Origin of the sequence: Pseudomonas sp. JZ134 (genome assembly GCF_051027695.1) — a bacterium.
GTDB classification, from domain to species: Bacteria; Pseudomonadota; Gammaproteobacteria; order Pseudomonadales; family Pseudomonadaceae; genus Chryseomonas; species Chryseomonas luteola.
This window is the reverse complement of sequence record NZ_CP069250.1, coordinates 3,311,640-3,328,101: the sequence shown is the minus strand read 5'-3', so window position 1 is coordinate 3,328,101 and position 16,462 is coordinate 3,311,640. Positions and strand designations below refer to the sequence as shown.

The window sequence follows — 16,462 nt, the reverse complement described above, 5'->3', positions numbered from 1 at the left end:
CACTATAACCGGCGTTGCGAGAGGCCGGAAGCGGGCCGCTGGAGTCGTTATAATCAGCAGCCACCGTATATGACCACGTGCACAGCAGAATGACGCCATTACCCATCGATACCGTATTGCCTACCCTGCGCGCCGCCCTGGTCGAGCGCGACGAAGCTGTGCTGGAGGCACCTCCAGGTGCAGGCAAGACCACACGTGTACCGCTGGCGCTGCTGGATGAGCCCTGGCTAGCGGGTCAGCGGATTCTCATGCTGGAACCACGGCGCTTGGCTGCTCGGGCAGCGGCGGAGCGGCTGGCAGCCGAGTATGGCGAACCCGTGGGCGAGACGGTGGGATACCGCATTCGCCTGGAGAGTAAGGTAGGGCCCAGGACACGGATCGAGGTCGTTACGGAAGGTATTCTTGCGCGTCGCCTGCAGGATGATCCTGCCCTCGAAGGCGTTGGTTTGGTCATTTTCGACGAATTTCACGAGCGAAGCCTGGATGCCGATTTGGCGCTGGCACTCACTCTGAATGGGCGTGAGCTCTTGCGTGACACTCCGCTCAAGGTCCTGGTCATGTCCGCAACCCTTGAGGGTGAGCGGCTTTCGGCCTTGCTGCAAGGGGCTCCGGTGGTACGCAGCGAGGGGCGCATGTTTCCGGTGGAGATCAAATGGGGGCGGCCCACTTCGACGGACGAGCGCCTGGAGTCCAGGGTTGTTCAAACCATCCAGCAGGCACTGGATGAGCAGGACGGAAGCCTGCTCGTCTTTTTGCCGGGGCAGGCTGAAATCCGGCGGGTTCATGAATTGCTGGATGATGCGCTGGCTGGCAGGGTGGATATCCGGATCGCGCCGCTCTACGGTGAGCTTGATCTGGCTGCCCAGAGAGCAGCGATTGAGCCGGCACCGGCCGGTATTCGCAAGGTTGTGCTGGCGACCAATATCGCCGAAACCAGTCTTACCATCGAAGGCGTTCGGGTGGTGGTAGATGCCGGACTTGCCCGGGAGCCCGCCTTTGATCCCGGCAGTGGCATGACGCGGCTAGCTACGCGACGCATCTCTCGCGCCTCGGCCATCCAGCGAGCGGGACGGGCGGGGCGTCTGGAGCCAGGGGTGTGCTATCGCTTGTGGTCGGAGACGCAGCATGACCAGCTACCCGCCTATGATTCACCGGAAATTCTGCAGGCTGATCTGGCAGGGCTTGCGCTTCAGCTGGCGCGCTGGGGCGCTGTTGCAGATGAGCTGGTCTGGTTGGATAAACCTCCTGCTGCTGCCCAAGCACAGGCTCAGAATCTGCTTGTGCGTCTGGGTGCGCTCAAGGCTGATCGAACGGCCCTGACAGCCCATGGACAGGCCATGAGCACCCTGCCGGCTCATCCGCGACTGGCTCATCTTCTGCTTCGGGGACAGGCCCTGGGGTTGGCGCCATTGGCGTGTGATCTGGCGGCTATTTTGTCCGAACGGGATATCGTGCGTGGCGAGGGTGCGGATATACAGACTCGCCTTGCGCTGCTGGCAGGCGAAGGGAAAGGGCCGCGAGGTGGTATCGCGCGAATTCGCCAGCTGACAAGACAATTCAAGGGCTTGCTGCGTGGCGCTTCCGAAATGCCTGTGAGCGATCCGGATCATCCACGCTGGGTAGGGTGTCTGCTGGCTTTTGCTTACCCGGAGCGGATCGCACACCAGCGCCGATCCGGCGGTGCAGAATACCGGCTGGCCAATGGCCGTGCGGCACTGTTTGCCGATGTCGATTCGCTGATGAAATCACCGTGGTTGGTGATTGCCGATCTTGGGAGCCGACAAGGGCAGCGTGAAGAGCGTATCTATCTGGCTGCCGAGCTTGATCCTGCCTTGTTTGAAGGGCCCCTGGCCGAGCAGGTATCGACCCATGAGGAGGTGGACTGGGACGAGCGGGAGGGCGTACTGCGCGCCGAACGGCAGGTGCGAATCGGTGAACTGGTCCTTTCCCGCGAACCCTTGAGTTCGCTAAGTGATGACGCGCGCAGCCGGGCATTACTGGGGCTAGTCAGGCGTAAAGGGCTTGAACTCCTACCCTGGACACCGGAGCTGCGCCAGTGGCAGGCACGGGTCATGCTTCTGCGGCGGCTGGACCTGGAGCAGGGCGGTCTCAGCGAGTGGCCTGACGTGACCGATATGGCGCTGCTGGCAACGCTGGAGAACTGGCTGCTTCCATATCTGGGCCGGGTGACTCGCCTGTCCCATTTCGCTCAGCTCGATCTGGGCGCCATCCTGCAGGGCTTGTTACCCTGGCCGCTACCAAGCCGCCTGGACGAGCTGGCGCCCCGCTCGATAGAGGTACCTTCAGGTTCCCGTATCCGCCTGGACTACACCGAGGAGCCGCCCGTGCTGGCCGTCAGGTTGCAGGAGATGTTCGGCCTGGCTGACACCCCTCGGATCGCCGGCGGACGGCTTGCTGTAAAGCTGCACCTGCTGTCCCCTGCGCAGCGCCCGGTGCAGGTTACCCAGGATCTGGCTAACTTCTGGCGCAGCACCTATGCCGAGGTAAAGAAGGATTTGAAAGGCCGCTATCCAAAGCACTATTGGCCGGATGACCCGCTCGTTGCGGAGGCGACTGCACGGGCCAAGCCTCGGCGTTAGTGCCGAGGCTTTACAGATCAGACTCGCGCCACGCGGGCGATCTGTTTGGCCAGGAACGGCCCGGATGCGATCACGCCAATCAAGCGCAAGGCCTGCATGGCCAGTACCAGCCCGACGTCCGCATGGCTGTCCACGGCGATGATCGCCATCGAGTCTAGGCCGCCAGGACTGGTTGCAAGGTAGGCGGACAAAAAGTCCTTGTTCATTAGATGAGCCAGGAAGAGGGCCGAAAGAGCGCACATAGCGATCAACATCAGCGAGGCCATGATCATCTTGGGCAAGGCTCGGGTGACATAGCGCACCGTAGTTTTATCGAACCGCAAGCCTACATAGCAGCCCATCGAGCCAAACGCGATGGCCAGCAACCAATGGGGAAGGGTAATGGTTACCCAACCGTTGAGCTGCAATATAGTGCCCAACGCAATAGGCACCATCAGGGCACCGGCCGGCAGGCGCTTGCCTAACCAGACGCCTACTACCACGACGGCCAGCGTAATTCCAAATGACTGCAGGGTGTTCCAGTCAAAGGTGATTGCGGCCGAGTGAGAGGCTGCTCCTGTACCTTCAGCCCCTAAAAAGCGGCCAACCAGGGCACTGATCACGACCACACAAACAACACGTACATACTGCATGGTTGCCACGATGCGGGAATCCGCCCCGTATTCTTCCGCCATGGCAACCATGGCGGAGGCCGCGCCGGGCGTAGTACCCCAGGCGGCGGTGGAGCCGGGTAAACCGCCGAAGCGAACCAGGATGACACCCACCAGCACGCTGAGCAGAACGGTAATGGCAGTGGCCAGCAGCATGACCGGCCAGTGCGTAGCGACCATAAGCAGAACGGCCGCTGTCATGGAGTGGGCGATCAAACAGCCCACCACGCCCTGGCTTAGCTGGAACAGTGGTTTGGGTAGACGGATCGTGGCCCCTTTGACGCCAAAGCAGATGGCGACCAGCATGGGCCCTAGGAACATGGCCGCAGGGATACCGGCACGATCAAGGCAAAAGGAAGCCAGACTGGATACAACAATCAGGGCAGCCCACTGCAGGGCAGGATGTCGTGATGGCGGTGCTGCAGATGAAACAGGGGCGTGAGGCAATGACGTCCTCCTCAAGAGGTGGCAGCCACAGACGGCGTAGCCGCGCTAGAGCCTTATTATACGCGCCTTCCATCTAAAGTTTGATAGTAAGATAACTAACGAAACGATCACGAATCGTAATGGCAGTCCTGAAGCAATCGCAGGCATTGCCGGATGTATTTGGGTTATTCCTTGTGGGGAGGGCGTTACGACCACGAAACAAGGCATTCTCCCGGATCTTTATGCCTCGGCTGTTCGAGCCGTTCTTGCTAACAGCATTCGGGGCAAGAAGCATCATTCACCACTGCCATGCCCAGAAGGGCAACACCGGTATCCACCCAGGCCGCCGAGTGACGGCCCGGGTAAGTTGAGGTCAGCGGACCAGATGCAGGAACTGCAGGTGCCGCTCGTACTGGTCGAGCATGTCGTTGATGATTTGCTCCTTGGTGTAGCCCACCAGGTCATAATCCTGGCTGCCCTCAGCCAGATAGACCTCTGCACGGTAGTAGCGACGGTTTTTCAGGTGCAGCCCGCCCATACCGGCTCGGGCAAAGCTCGGTGTGAAATACCCCTGCATGATGACCCGATAGATAAAGGGATGCTGTTCGCCATGACCAACCTCAAGGCTCAGGTTGGCATTGGTAGGATCAAGCTCGGTCTGTACGGCCAGCCCTTTTTCCCGGAATACCTCGGCCACTTCCTCAATCGCCGGGCGAACAATGGTGTCCATTACCCGATAGACCTCATCGCGCGACGGGAAGTGAACAGCCTTGGCAAGGCGCTGACGCCAGCCGCCGCTGCGGCGTGGGTTGGCCTGGGATACCGGGGCCAGGGAATGTGATCGTGCCCGTTGCCGCTGCGATTCGGTGTAGAACGCCTTGTGCAGACCCCACATCATTAGCAAGGTTACTAGCGAGAAGGGTAGAGAGGTCAGGACCACCGCAGACTTCAGTGCATCCATGCTACCGGCGACCAGCAGCCCGCCCGTGACAAGGGCAGTAGCCGTTCCCCAGAAGACGCGCAGCCACTTGGGACCGTCTTCGTCCGCTTCGCCGCCTGTCGAGGACAGGGTCGACAGCACCACAGTGCCCGAATCCGCCGATGTCACGAAGAACACAAAGCTTACGAATACCGCCACCGCAATGACAATACGGCTGGCAGGATACGTTTCCAGGAGGTGATAGAGCGCCATGGACGGCTCGCGAATAGCCGTTTCGGCCAGGCTGGTCAGGTTGTGGTTTAGCACCTGATCCAGCGCGCTATTACCAAAGATGGACAACCACGCGAGGGTAAAGCCAAGCGGAATGAACAGTACGCCAAAGACGAATTCACGAATGGTACGACCACGGGAAATTCGCGCAATGAACAGGCCTACAAAGGGTGCCCATGCGATCCACCAGGCCCAATAGAATACGGTCCAGCCGCCCAGCCAGTCGGACGGTTTGTCATAGGCATAAAGGTCAAAGCTCTTGGTGGGAACAGCGCCCAGATAATCGCCGATGTTCTGGATCAGCGTATTGAGCAGGTGCTGGGTCGGCCCGGCAAACAGGACAAACAGCAGCAGACCGACCGCCAGGAGCATGTTGATATCGGACATGACGCGCACACCCTTGTCTACACCTGATACGGCAACAAGAATGGCGGCTCCCATCATCACGGCAATCAGCAGGGCTTGTACCCATTGGGTATGGGGTACACCGAACAGATAGTCCAGGCCCGAGTTGAGCTGAAGCACACCAAAGCCCATATCGGCGCCCAGGCCGAAAACGGTGGCAATGATGCCAAAGCAATCTACCGCATGGCCAATAGGGCCGTTGATGCGCTTGCCGATCAGCGGGTATAGCGCTGAACGTAAGGCCAAGGGCAGGTTATGGCGATAGGCGAAATAGGCCAATGCCATAGCAACGAGTGCAAAGACTCCCCAACCATGCAATCCCCAGTGCAGAAAGAGCAGTTGCATGGCCTGACGCGCAGCAGCCTGCGTGCCGCCTTCGCCTTGAGGGGGATGCATGAAATGCGTCAGGGGTTCTGACACGCAGAAAAAGAACAGGGTAATACTGATACCGGCTGCGAATAGCATGCCGGCCCATGAAAGGTAACTGAACTCAGGCTGATCGTGATCGGCGCCAAGCTTGATCTTGCCGTACCCTGAAAGGGCCGTGACGATGACAAAGACCAGATAAAGTGTCATGGCCAGTAGGTAGTACCAGCCTACCGTCTGTGAGGCCCATGTCTGAGCTTCCAGCAGCCAGGCTCCGGCGCGCTCGGGGAAGGTGATTACCACCAGAGCAAAGACCAGGATTGCTGTGGCCGCGCTGTAAAAGGCGGGCGGATTGAGTCGTACGTTACCGGATGGGGTCGTGCTGCTCATGGAGCATGTTCTCCTATAGGGCAGGTGCCAAAGAGTCCGTACAGTCGAGTCGCGGGTTTCCGGTCACTCGCGATGCTGTCGGGCTAGTAGCTCAAGGTGATTCGAAAAGGGGACATTCCTTGCCCGTCGTTTGTAGTCATTTTTTATTAATTGATCGTTCAATATAAAAAGATAACACGAAAAGACGTTCAAGCGGAGCTTGAATCGCCTCCATATGTCATTTTGCTATAGTCGGTCGAGGAGGGGCGAAACCGAAGGGCCTGAGTCAGAGCGGAAGCAGGCCTGCTACGGTTGCCATTGGGTATCACTGCCGGAGAGTTTGCGGTTCAGGAAATAGGCGGCGCTGATCAGGGCCAGATGGGTCAGGGCCTGAGGAGTGTTGCCCAGGTGACGTCCACGGGCGTCAAGCTCCTCGGCAAAGAGTCCTACAGGGCTTGCGTATTTCATGAGTTTTTCAAACTCCATATGCGCCTCGTCTATCCTGCCGGCCCGAGCCAAGCACTCCACATACCAGAATGAGCAGGCCGCAAAGGAGCCCTCTTCACCTGAGAGTCCATCGGACATTTCAGACTGATCGTAGCGCTTGACCATACCATCGCAAACCAGACGCTCCTTGATGGCATCTAGAGTTGCCAGCCACGCCGGGTCTGTTGCGCTGACAAAGCGCAGCAAGGGCATCAGGAGAAGAGATGCGTCCAACGTATTCTGGCCCAGAATGGCTGTGAAATGACCTTTCTCCTTGTTCCAGAAGTGGGTCCAGATATCTTCCTGAATATCGCCCCGTGCCTTGAGCCATCGTTCATAGGGCATGGCAAGGGAACGCTTCTGTGCCAGGCGAATGGCTCGGTCAATGGCAACCCAGCACATCAAGCGCGAGTGTAGGAAGTGCTTGGGCTCATCACGAATTTCCCAGATGCCGGCATCCTTGGTCTGCCAATGATTGCAGACATAATCGATGATACTGACAACATGTTTCCAACCGCGGTGTGATATGGCCTGGCCGTACTTGTTTGACAGGTAGACGGCATCCATCAGCTCGCCATAGATGTCGAGCTGAACCTGTCCGAATGCATCGTTGCCGATACGCACAGGCTTTGCCCCGCCGTGGCCGCTCAGGTGGTCCAGTTCCTGTTCGGGCAGTTCCCGTCCACCATCGAGGCGATACATGATCTGAAGCTTTTGCGGCAGATCGCTGCTGCGCTCGATACAGTCGCCCACCCAGCTCATGAAGTGGTTGGCTTCGTCGGTGTATCCCAGGCGCATGAAAGCATAGACGGTAAACGAGGCGTCCCGTATCCAGGTAGCCCGGTAATCCCAATTTCGCTCGCCACCTGGTGTTTCCGGCAGGCTGAAGGTTGCCGCAGCAGCAATGGAACCGTGCTGCTGCGAGACCAGAAGCTTGAGCACCAGAGCCGAGCGCGAGACCATTTCCCGCCAGCGGCCGGTATAGTTGCTTTGACGAGCCCATCGCTGCCAGAACCTGAGTGTATGCTTCAGACAGAGATCAAGATCTTCTTCCATGACTTGTCGATCTTCGGCGCAGCCAAAGACGAATGTCGCGCTTTCTCCTTCCTTGAGGGTGAAGTCCGCTACGGCCGTATTCCCGTCGAGCGTAAGCGTCTCGGAACCGGCCAAGCGCATACTGCGCTGGCCCTCGGCCTGAAACACAATGCTGCCATGCTCTACCGTAGCCCTGGTTTCAGCCCGGGCGTAATCAAGCCGCGGTGAACACTTCAGACAAATGCGCGAGTCGCCTTTGACGGCATAAACCCTCCGCACCAGACGGGGCATGGTGTTCTCTTCCGTCAGGATGGGCATCCAGTCGGTCAACTCGACGGCGCCATCGTCATCAAGCCAGCGGGTCTGCAAGACGTTACTATCGGGGAGGTAGATCTGTTGCCGCCTGGCATTAGGGCGGTCGGGTGCAATCGTGAACAGTCCGGCCTCGTCACCATTGAGCAAGGCGGTAAAAACCGAGGGGCTATCTAGGTCAGGCCAGCAGAAATAGTCGATGCTGCCGTCATCGGCGACCAGCGCGCAGGTGCGCATGTCGCCGATGACTCCATGGGCATCGATGGACCGGATTCCGGCGTTGTGATCAACCATTGTCCTGGAATCCTGGATACAGACACATGCCACCATCGACAAAGAGGGTGGTACCTACCACATAGTCAGACAGGTCGGATGCCAGCCAGACGACGGCATTACCAATGTCCTCCACATCCCCGACACGCTTGTAGGGGATCAGCTTGAGCAACTCGCGGCGACCTTCCTCATTGCCAGTCACGTCTTCATTGATGGCCGTAGCGATAGCGCCGGGTGCAATGCTGTTGATGCGGATGCGTTTTTCAGCCATTTCCTGAGCCAGGGTTTTCATCATCAGGCTGACCCCACCCTTGGAGGCCGCGTAATTGACATGACCTGCCCACGGAATGACCTCATGTACTGAGCTCATGTGAATGATCTTGCCCGCCGCGCGTGATAGTTCGGCATTGACGCCTTGCTTCAGGAACTGCTGGATGGCGGCACGTGCGCATAGGAATTGGCCGGTCAGGTTGGTCTGGATGACCATGTTCCAATCCTTGAGGGTCATCTCATGGGAGGGTGCATCGCGCTGAAGTCCGGAGTTGGCCACCAGGATGTCCAGACGGCCAAAGGCTTCGATCGTCTTGGCAAAGAGCTGTTCGACGGCCTGCTCATCACCGACATCAGCACCCACGGCAATGGCCCGACCACCAGCCGCCTTGATTTCATCCGCAAGCTGTTCAGCCGGCTCGGCATTGGAGTGGTAATTAATGACAACGGCTGCGCCTACCTGAGCCAAGGCCTTGGCTGATGCGGCGCCGATCCCTGAACTGCCGCCGGTGACCAGTGCAACCTGGCCATCGAGTGAAATTTTCATAGCAAACCCTCAAGCAATTCGGTGAAAAGTCCTTGTCACCTGACCGTTGGCAGCTTGCGAGAGTTCAGAGGGGTAAAGGGCTGCCTGCCGACTCGCAGGCAGCCTTCCAGTGAGTCAGCTGGGTTTGAGGGTATGCAAGTGGTCGCGTTTGGCGAGGGTAGGGAAGAGCTTGATCCAAAGGCCTGTCACGATCAGCGTTCCTGCGCCGCCCAGCACGACCGCTTGCACTGTGCCCAGCCAGGCTGCCGTTACACCGGACTCGAACTCGCCTAGTTGGTTTGAGGCACCGATGAACAGGCCGTTGACGGCACTGACGCGGCCGCGCATTTCATCCGGCGTCTCCAGTTGCACAAAGGCGCCGCGAATGACCATGCTGATCATGTCAGCCGCACCCAGAACCGCCAGCACGGCCAGGCTGAACCAGAACGAGGTGGAAAGACCAAAGGCGATGGTTGCAACGCCAAACACACCTACCGAGATAAACATGATGCGTCCGACGTTTCGCTCGATGGGAAAGCGCGCGAGCCAAAACGACATCAGCAGGGCGCCCACGGCGGGTGCTGAGCGCAACAGGCCCAGCCCCCATGGGCCGGTCATCAGAATGTCCCGAGCAAACACCGGTAACAGTGCCGTTGCGCCGCCCAGCAGAACGGCAAAAAGGTCCAGGGAGATCGCACCGAAGATATCTCGGCGGCTGCGAATGAAGCGTATCCCTGCCAGTAGCGAATCCAGACTGGCCTTTTCCTTACGCGGTTGCTGTTCACGCGCAGGCAGGCTCAGCACGAGGAGAATTGCCACACCATACAGGGCCGTTGCCGGTGCATAGACCCAGAAGGCACCCAAGGCGTACAGAAAACCACCCAACGCTGGCGCCACGATTGTCGCACCCTGCATGGCGGAGGCCGAAGCCGCAACGGCCCGGGGAAATAGCGAGGCGGGGACGATGTTGGGCAGAAGCGCCTGGGTCGCTGGCATTTCGAAGGCCCGGCAGGTGCCCAGCATGAAGGCCAGGATAAAGATCAGCTCACGGGTCACGTTGTCGGTCAGGCTGCCGTAGACCAGCACCAGTGCGGTAAGGGCCTGACCTGTCTGGCAGAGTGCGGCTACCTTACGTCGGTCGTAGCGGTCCGCCACATGCCCTGTATACAACATGAAGAACAGACGCGGCAGGAACTCCACCAGGCCGACCAGGCCCAGGTCGAGCACATTATGCGTCAGTGAATAGATGTGCCAGCCAATGGCTACAGTGAGCATCTGAAAGCTGCTGGCGGTACAGACGCGGGCAAACCAGAACGCCAGAAAGGGTCGATGATGACGCAAATATAAAGGGTCTGAGGTCATGATGGGGCTCTTCGAGAGGTCTCTCATGATAGCCTCGGCAAGCGTTTTTTGTGCACTGATCGAGATATATTCTGAAACAGTTGGTGGGTAACAAGTTGTGTGCGCCACCTTGACGCGCGACATCTGACCACGGACCCCACTGCGTTTTAGAGGTCTAGAATGAATCCAGACGTTGACCTACGTCAGAGCCTTGCGGCTTAAAATGCGATAGTCGGACCACCTTTCAAGCGTTCCGTTAGAACGAATTGAGCACGCAAGCGCTCGAAACATTGCCTTGTGATTTGCTTAACGTTATTGACCGCCTGCGTGATAAACGCACCGGCTGCCTGAAGAGGACCGCCTATGTTCGGCTTGGAGGCTCTGGATCTTGCGAGGATCCAGTTTGCATTCACCGTCTCGTTCCACATTATCTTCCCTGCCTTGTCTATCGGAATGGCGAGCTTTCTAGCCGTTCTCGAAGGACTGTGGCTCAAAACCAACGACTCTACCTATAAGGACCTGTACCACTTCTGGTTGAAGATCTTCGCGGTCTTCTTTGGAATGGGTGTAGTGTCCGGACTGGTCATGGCGTATGAGTTCGGTACCAACTGGAGCGGCTTTGTCGACTTCGCCGGTGCCGTAACGGGTCCGCTCTTGACTTACGAGGTGCTGACCGCCTTCTTTATCGAAGCGGGTTTCCTCGGGGTCATGCTGTTTGGCTGGAACCGCGTAGGACGTGGGTTGCACTTTTTGTCCACTATCATGGTGGCGATTGGCACCCTGATGTCCACGTTCTGGATTTTGTCCTCGAACAGCTGGATGCATACCCCGGCCGGGTACGAGATTGTCGATGGCCGCGTAGTGCCAGTCCATTGGCTGGAAGTAATCTTCAACCCGTCGTTCCCCTTCCGCTGGGCGCACATGACCATCGCGGCCTACCTGTCGGTGGCCTTCCTGGTCGGCGCATCGGCGGCCTGGCACCTGTTGCGTGGGAACAATAACCCGGCCATTCGCAAGATGTTCTCCATGGCCATGTGGATGGCCCTGTTCGTGGCGCCGATCCAGGCGTTCGTGGGGGATGCCCACGGTTTGAACACGCTGGAGCACCAGCCAGCCAAGATCGCGGCGATCGAAGGCCATTGGGAGAATCCGCCCGGTGAGGCAACGCCGTTGATTCTGTTCGGTCTGCCGGATATGGAGCGTGAGGAAACCCGCTTCAAGGTCGAGATCCCTGTGCTGGGCAGCTTGATCCTCACGCACAGCTTTACCGAGCAGATTCCCGCACTCAAGGACTTCCCGAAAGAGGATCGTCCGCCGGCGTATGTGGTGTTCTGGTCATTCCGCATCATGGTGGCCTTGGGGCTGCTCATGATTGCTGCCGGTGTGTGGAGCCTGTTCCTGCGCTGGAGACATAAGCTGTATGAAACCAAGGCCTTCCTGCGCCTGATCATGTGCATGGGGCCGGCCGGTCTCATCGCTCTACTGGCAGGCTGGTTTACCACCGAAGTGGGTCGTCAGCCTTGGATCGTATATGGCCTCTTGCGTACCAAGGATGGTGTAGCCAACCACAGCGTGACGCAACTGAGCATTACCCTGGTCAGCTTCGTAATTGTGTATTTCGCGGTCTTTGGTATCGGTACGGTCTATGCGCTGCGCATGATTGGCAAAGGACCACATACCGGTGAAGGCGACTTGCCCACCCAGGGTGGACCGGGACACGATCGTCATCCGAAGCGCCCCCTTTCGGCTACTGATGAAGGTACCGAAAAGGCTCATTCCCATGATCAACTGACGGGGCACTGAACATGGCTTCTGGAATTGTTGGTATTGACCTCGCGCTGATCTGGGCGGTGGTCATCATTTTCAGCCTGATGATGTACGTAGTCATGGACGGCTTCGATCTGGGGATTGGCATTCTCTTCCCCTTCGTGAAGGGCAAGGAAGAACGCGATGTCATGATGAACACCGTGGCTCCGATCTGGGACGGTAACGAAACCTGGCTGGTGTTGGGAGGGGCCGGTTTGTACGGCGCCTTCCCGCTAGCATATGGCGTCATTCTGCCGGCCCTCTACCTGCCGCTGATCTTCATGTTGATCGGCCTGATCTTCCGTGGCGTAGCCTTTGAGTTTCGCTTCAAGGTGCAGGAAGGCAAGGAAGGGCTCTGGGACAAGTCTTTTATCTTCGGCTCGCTCTTGGCAACCTTCTGTCAGGGGGTCGCGCTGGGTGCCTTCATTGACGGCTTCCATGTGGAGAATCGTCAATATGCCGGTGGCTCGCTGGACTGGCTGACGCCTTTTTCGGTGTTCTGTGGTTTTGGTCTGATCGCTGCCTACGCACTGCTGGGCAGTACTTGGCTGATCATGAAAACCGAAGGCCCGCTACAGGCTTCCATGCGTCGCATGACCAAGCCGCTGGTGCTGTTGCTGCTGCTGTTCATTGCAGCCGTCAGCCTGTGGACGCCGCTGTCCCATGACGCCATCTCCCAGCGCTGGTTCACCATGCCGAACCTGTTCTGGTTCCTGCCTGTGCCGATTCTCGTGCTGGTAACAGTCGTGTTCCTGCTGCGCGCGATCCTGAAGGAAGAGGCTCATGTATCTCCCTTCGTACTAACGCTGATCCTGATCTTCCTGGGCTATAGCGGCCTGGGCATCAGCCTGTGGCCGAATATCATCCCGCCGGCGATTTCGATCTGGGAAGCCTCGTCGCCACCGCAGAGCCAGCTGTTCCTGCTCATCGGTACGCTGTTCATCATCCCGATCACATTGATGTACACGGCGTGGGGCTACTACGTGTTCCGCGGTAAGGTTCGTACAGGCGAGGGGTATCATTGATCATGGCCGGCAAAGAGCGTGAACCCAATCCAGCTGACAACCAACCGCTGATCAAGCGTCTCGGCTGGATGGTCCTGATCTGGGCCTGCAGTATCGTGGCCCTGGGCATTGTGTCCTACGGGCTGCGGCTGGTCATGACTGCCGCCGGCCTTAAATCCTGATACACCAGACCCCGGCACTCGCCGGGGTCTTCTTTTGTCCGTTTCTCCAGGCAGATTGTCCGCTTGCACGGTAGGCTTTCATCTACGCTATCTGTCTTACCGTTTTGGAGACACGTCCATGGAAAGCAGACCCCCATTGCCACCCTTTACGCAGGAAACTGCACGCCAAAAGGTCCGCGCAGCGGAAGATGGCTGGAATGGCCGCGATCCCCACAAGGTTGCACTGGCCTATAGCAACGACAGCGTCTGGCGTAACCGGGCCGAGTTCATCAAGGGACGCGAAGCCATCGTGGATTTTCTTACGCGCAAGTGGCAACGCGAGCTCGACTACCGGCTGATCAAGGAGCTATGGGCCCATGAGGGCAACCGGATCGCCGTACGCTTCGCCTATGAATGGCATGACGATTCCGGCAACTGGTTTCGCGCCTATGGCAATGAGAACTGGGCGTTCAATGAGCAAGGGCTCATGGTGGAGCGGCATGCCAGCATCAACGATCTGCCGATCACCGAGGCCGAGCGCCTGTTTCGCTGGCCGCAGGGACGTCGACCGGATGATCATCCAGGACTGAGTGATTTGGGACTTTAACGACAGATCACTAGGCGTTGCGGCTGCGCTTTCTTACACTGGCACTCCTTTGTAAGCAGCGAAGCCGCCCATGCCCGAGACATGCTCCCCTGAAGTCCTGCAAACCCTGCTTGATCGTGTTGCCCAGGAGGCACGGCAAGACATGGGAGAAGGCAAGGTTGCTGACTATATCCCGGCACTGGCCCAGGTAGAACCCGATCAATTCGGGATTGCCCTATGCGATGTAGAGGGTCGAGTCTTCCAGGCGGGGGCAGGGGATACACCGTTTTCCATCCAGTCCATTTCCAAGGTGCTCAACCTGGTCATTGCCATGCAGCGGCTGCCGGAAGCGGACATCTGGACGCGTGTAGGCCGGGAGCCCTCCGGTCAGGCGTTCAACTCCATCGTACAGCTGGAAGTGGAGCGGGGCGTCCCGCGCAATCCCTTCATCAATGCCGGTGCGTTGCTGGTAACCGATATCCTGGTGTCGCGCATCATGTCCATCCAATACCTGATGCGCGAACAGGCGCGGCGGTTAAGTGCCAATCCGACCATCAACTTCGATACGCGGGTGGCGCGTTCAGAGATGGATCACAAGGCGCGTAACGCTGCACTGGCCTACCTCATGAAGGCTTATGGAAACCTGCATGGCGAAGTAGATGAGGTGCTGGAAACCTATTTCCATGGCTGTGCGCTGTCCATGAGCTGTGTGGATGTAGCCCGCGCGTTCGCCTTTCTGGCTCACCGGGGCATCAATCCCCACGATGGGAGCGAGGTATTGTCGCCTCAGCAGACGCGGCAGCTCAACGCATTACTGTTGACGTGCGGCCTGTATGACGCCGCGGGGGATTTTGCCTGGCGCGTCGGGCTGCCCGGCAAGAGCGGCGTGGGTGGCGGTATTGTGGCCATCGTTCCCGGCCGCATGAGCATTTGCGTCTGGTCGCCCCGCCTGGACAGCTACGGCAATTCCGTTGCCGGTCTGCGTGCTCTGGAGCGACTCGTGGATGGCCTGGGTGTCGCTCCACTGGGCTAAAGGACCGGCGAGAACAGTCGGGCTACCCGCATGGCTGCCTTGTGCAGGCGCCGAACATTGGCATTGTCCTTGGGCGTCAGCTCGACCGACTTGGAAAAGTCGACTTCCAACATCGAGCGCACTTCCCAGGCGAAGTCAGTATCCACGGTCATGACCATGATCTCGAAATTCAGCCGGAACGAGCGATTATCCAGATTGGCGCTACCGATGGCGGAAACCTCTTCATCGATCAGCACCACCTTCTGATGCAGAAAGCCTGGTTGATAACTGAAGACTCGAATGCCCGCATCCACCGCCTTGAAGGCATATAGGTAGGATGCGGCGTACACGACCTTGTGATCCGGGCGTGACGGCAGAAGGATGCGCACATCGACGCCGCGTAGAGCGGCCAAGTGCAGTGCGGCTGAGACGGCCTCATCAGGGATGAAGTAGGGCGTTGTGATCCAGATTCGCCGCTGCGCCGAGTGAATCGCCTCGACAAAAAACAGCGAGCAGGTCTCCTGATCGTCCGCCGGACCGCTGGCAACCACTTGGCACAGCATGCCGCCATCCTCATAACGTTCAGGCAGCACCAGGGTTGGAAGCTTTTTGGTCACCCAGAACCAGTCCTGGGCAAAGGTTTCCTGCAGAGTTGCCAGAGCGGGCCCACGAATTTCGATATGCGTATCGCGCCAGGGAGCCAACGGTGGCTTGTGCCCCAGGTATTCCTCACCCACGTTGTGTCCGCCGACAAATCCTACTTCACCATCCACCACCACGATCTTGCGGTGATTGCGGAAGTTGACCTGAAAGCGGTTGATCAGTCCTCGACGGTTGCTGAATGCCTTGACCTGCACGCCTGCCTCGCGAAGCTTTGACACGTAGCTCCGCGGCAGGGCATGGCTGCCAATGGCATCGTAAAGAAGAAACACCTCAACACCCTCCCTGGCCCGCTCGATCAGCGTGTTTTGCAGTGCCCGGCCAAGAGCGTCGTCATGAATGATGAAAAACTGCACCAGCACAACCTGCCGGGCTTCCCGAATAGCGCCCAGAATGGCGCTGAAGGTTTCCGATCCGTTGACGAGAAGACGCACCTTGTTGCTGGCTACACAGGGGGTGCGGGTCAGCGCCGTCATGGCTTTGAGCTTGCGGTTTGCCGCGCTGCATTGCTGCGCAGCCAGGGCCTCAGCGATCCACGGGCGCCAGTTCAGCTCGGCAGCAACGCGGGCCATCTCTTCATCGGCCTGTCGGCGCGCCTTTACATAGCCATCGAAACGACGCCGACCAAAAACCAGATAAGGCAACAGGCTCAGAAACGGCATAAAAACCAATGCAATAGCCCAAGCCATGGCGCCCTGAGCCGTACGAACGGTAATGATGGCATGGATCGCCGCCAAAACGCCGCAGACCTCTATCAAAATGGCAAAGATGTGAAGATCGAAAGGTAACCCTGGCACGTAAGATCCCATCCGGTGCGTATGTTCGTCCTGTCAGTAGGCAAAAGGCATCACCTGGCGCCTATCTTAAAACGGTGGCGACCCAGCCTAGGCGGAATCATCCAGTCTGGATACTGCTCTGAGGCACGTTACCCGCTATGCCAGCCCGCTTGAATAAGGTCTGGCAT

The 16,462-nt window shown here is 58.5% G+C and carries 12 protein-coding genes; 6 read left to right on the top strand and 6 right to left on the bottom strand.

The window, feature by feature from the left end:
* Nucleotides 1–89 precede the first annotated feature (89 nt).
* On the top strand, nt 90–2,600 hold the full coding sequence (hrpB, locus tag JQR86_RS15475) for an ATP-dependent helicase HrpB (protein WP_434153848.1): 2,511 nt from the start codon (nt 90–92) through the stop codon (nt 2,598–2,600).
* 17 nt (nt 2,601–2,617) lie between these two features.
* Here hrpB and JQR86_RS15470 read toward each other — a convergent pair whose 3' ends face one another.
* From JQR86_RS15470 to JQR86_RS15450, 5 genes are all read right to left on the bottom strand, one after another.
* A complete protein-coding gene (locus JQR86_RS15470; protein ID WP_010797138.1) occupies nt 2,618–3,697 on the bottom strand; it encodes an AbrB family transcriptional regulator in 1,080 nt (359 codons plus the stop codon).
* Between the two features lie 352 nt (nt 3,698–4,049).
* Nucleotides 4,050–6,047, bottom strand: a complete 1,998-nt coding sequence (gene betT / locus JQR86_RS15465; RefSeq protein ID WP_074822952.1) for a choline BCCT transporter BetT — start codon at nt 6,045–6,047, stop codon at nt 4,050–4,052.
* 285 nt (nt 6,048–6,332) lie between these two features.
* Nucleotides 6,333–8,153: a glycoside hydrolase family 15 protein gene (locus tag JQR86_RS15460; RefSeq protein ID WP_150347988.1), complete on the bottom strand. Its 1,821-nt coding sequence runs from the start codon at nt 8,151–8,153 to the stop codon at nt 6,333–6,335.
* Complete coding sequence (locus JQR86_RS15455; protein ID WP_434153846.1) at nt 8,146–8,949, bottom strand: SDR family oxidoreductase; 804 nt, start codon at nt 8,947–8,949, stop codon at nt 8,146–8,148. The genes JQR86_RS15460 and JQR86_RS15455 overlap by 8 nt, the downstream gene beginning before the upstream one ends.
* Before the next feature lie 114 nt (nt 8,950–9,063).
* On the bottom strand, nt 9,064–10,290 hold the full coding sequence (locus JQR86_RS15450) for an MFS transporter (protein WP_122043398.1): 1,227 nt from the start codon (nt 10,288–10,290) through the stop codon (nt 9,064–9,066).
* Nucleotides 10,291–10,632: 342 nt separating this feature from the next.
* Between JQR86_RS15450 and JQR86_RS15445 the strand changes: the two genes are divergently transcribed.
* The 5 genes from JQR86_RS15445 to glsB all read left to right on the top strand — a co-directional run bounded on the left by JQR86_RS15445 (nt 10,633) and on the right by glsB (nt 14,859).
* Nucleotides 10,633–12,072, top strand: a complete 1,440-nt coding sequence (locus tag JQR86_RS15445; RefSeq protein WP_010797143.1) for a cytochrome ubiquinol oxidase subunit I — start codon at nt 10,633–10,635, stop codon at nt 12,070–12,072.
* Nucleotides 12,073–12,074: 2 nt separating this feature from the next.
* Nucleotides 12,075–13,100: a cytochrome d ubiquinol oxidase subunit II gene (gene cydB, locus JQR86_RS15440; protein WP_074822941.1), complete on the top strand. Its 1,026-nt coding sequence runs from the start codon at nt 12,075–12,077 to the stop codon at nt 13,098–13,100.
* 2 nt (nt 13,101–13,102) lie between these two features.
* A complete protein-coding gene (locus tag JQR86_RS15435; protein ID WP_010797145.1) occupies nt 13,103–13,261 on the top strand; it encodes a DUF2474 domain-containing protein in 159 nt (52 codons plus the stop codon).
* Between the two features lie 118 nt (nt 13,262–13,379).
* Nucleotides 13,380–13,847 (top strand): DUF1348 family protein, encoded by a 468-nt coding sequence (locus JQR86_RS15430; RefSeq protein ID WP_434153845.1) that lies wholly within the window; start codon nt 13,380–13,382, stop codon nt 13,845–13,847.
* Nucleotides 13,848–13,944: 97 nt separating this feature from the next.
* Entirely contained in the window at nt 13,945–14,859 is a 915-nt protein-coding gene (gene glsB / locus JQR86_RS15425) for a glutaminase B (RefSeq protein ID WP_409438606.1), read from the top strand.
* On the opposite strand, the gene cls is transcribed toward glsB, so the two are convergent.
* Nucleotides 14,856–16,307, bottom strand: a complete 1,452-nt coding sequence (gene cls / locus JQR86_RS15420; protein WP_434153844.1) for a cardiolipin synthase — start codon at nt 16,305–16,307, stop codon at nt 14,856–14,858. The two genes, glsB and cls, sit on opposite strands and share 4 nt — an antisense overlap.
* Nucleotides 16,308–16,462: the final 155 nt, after the last annotated feature.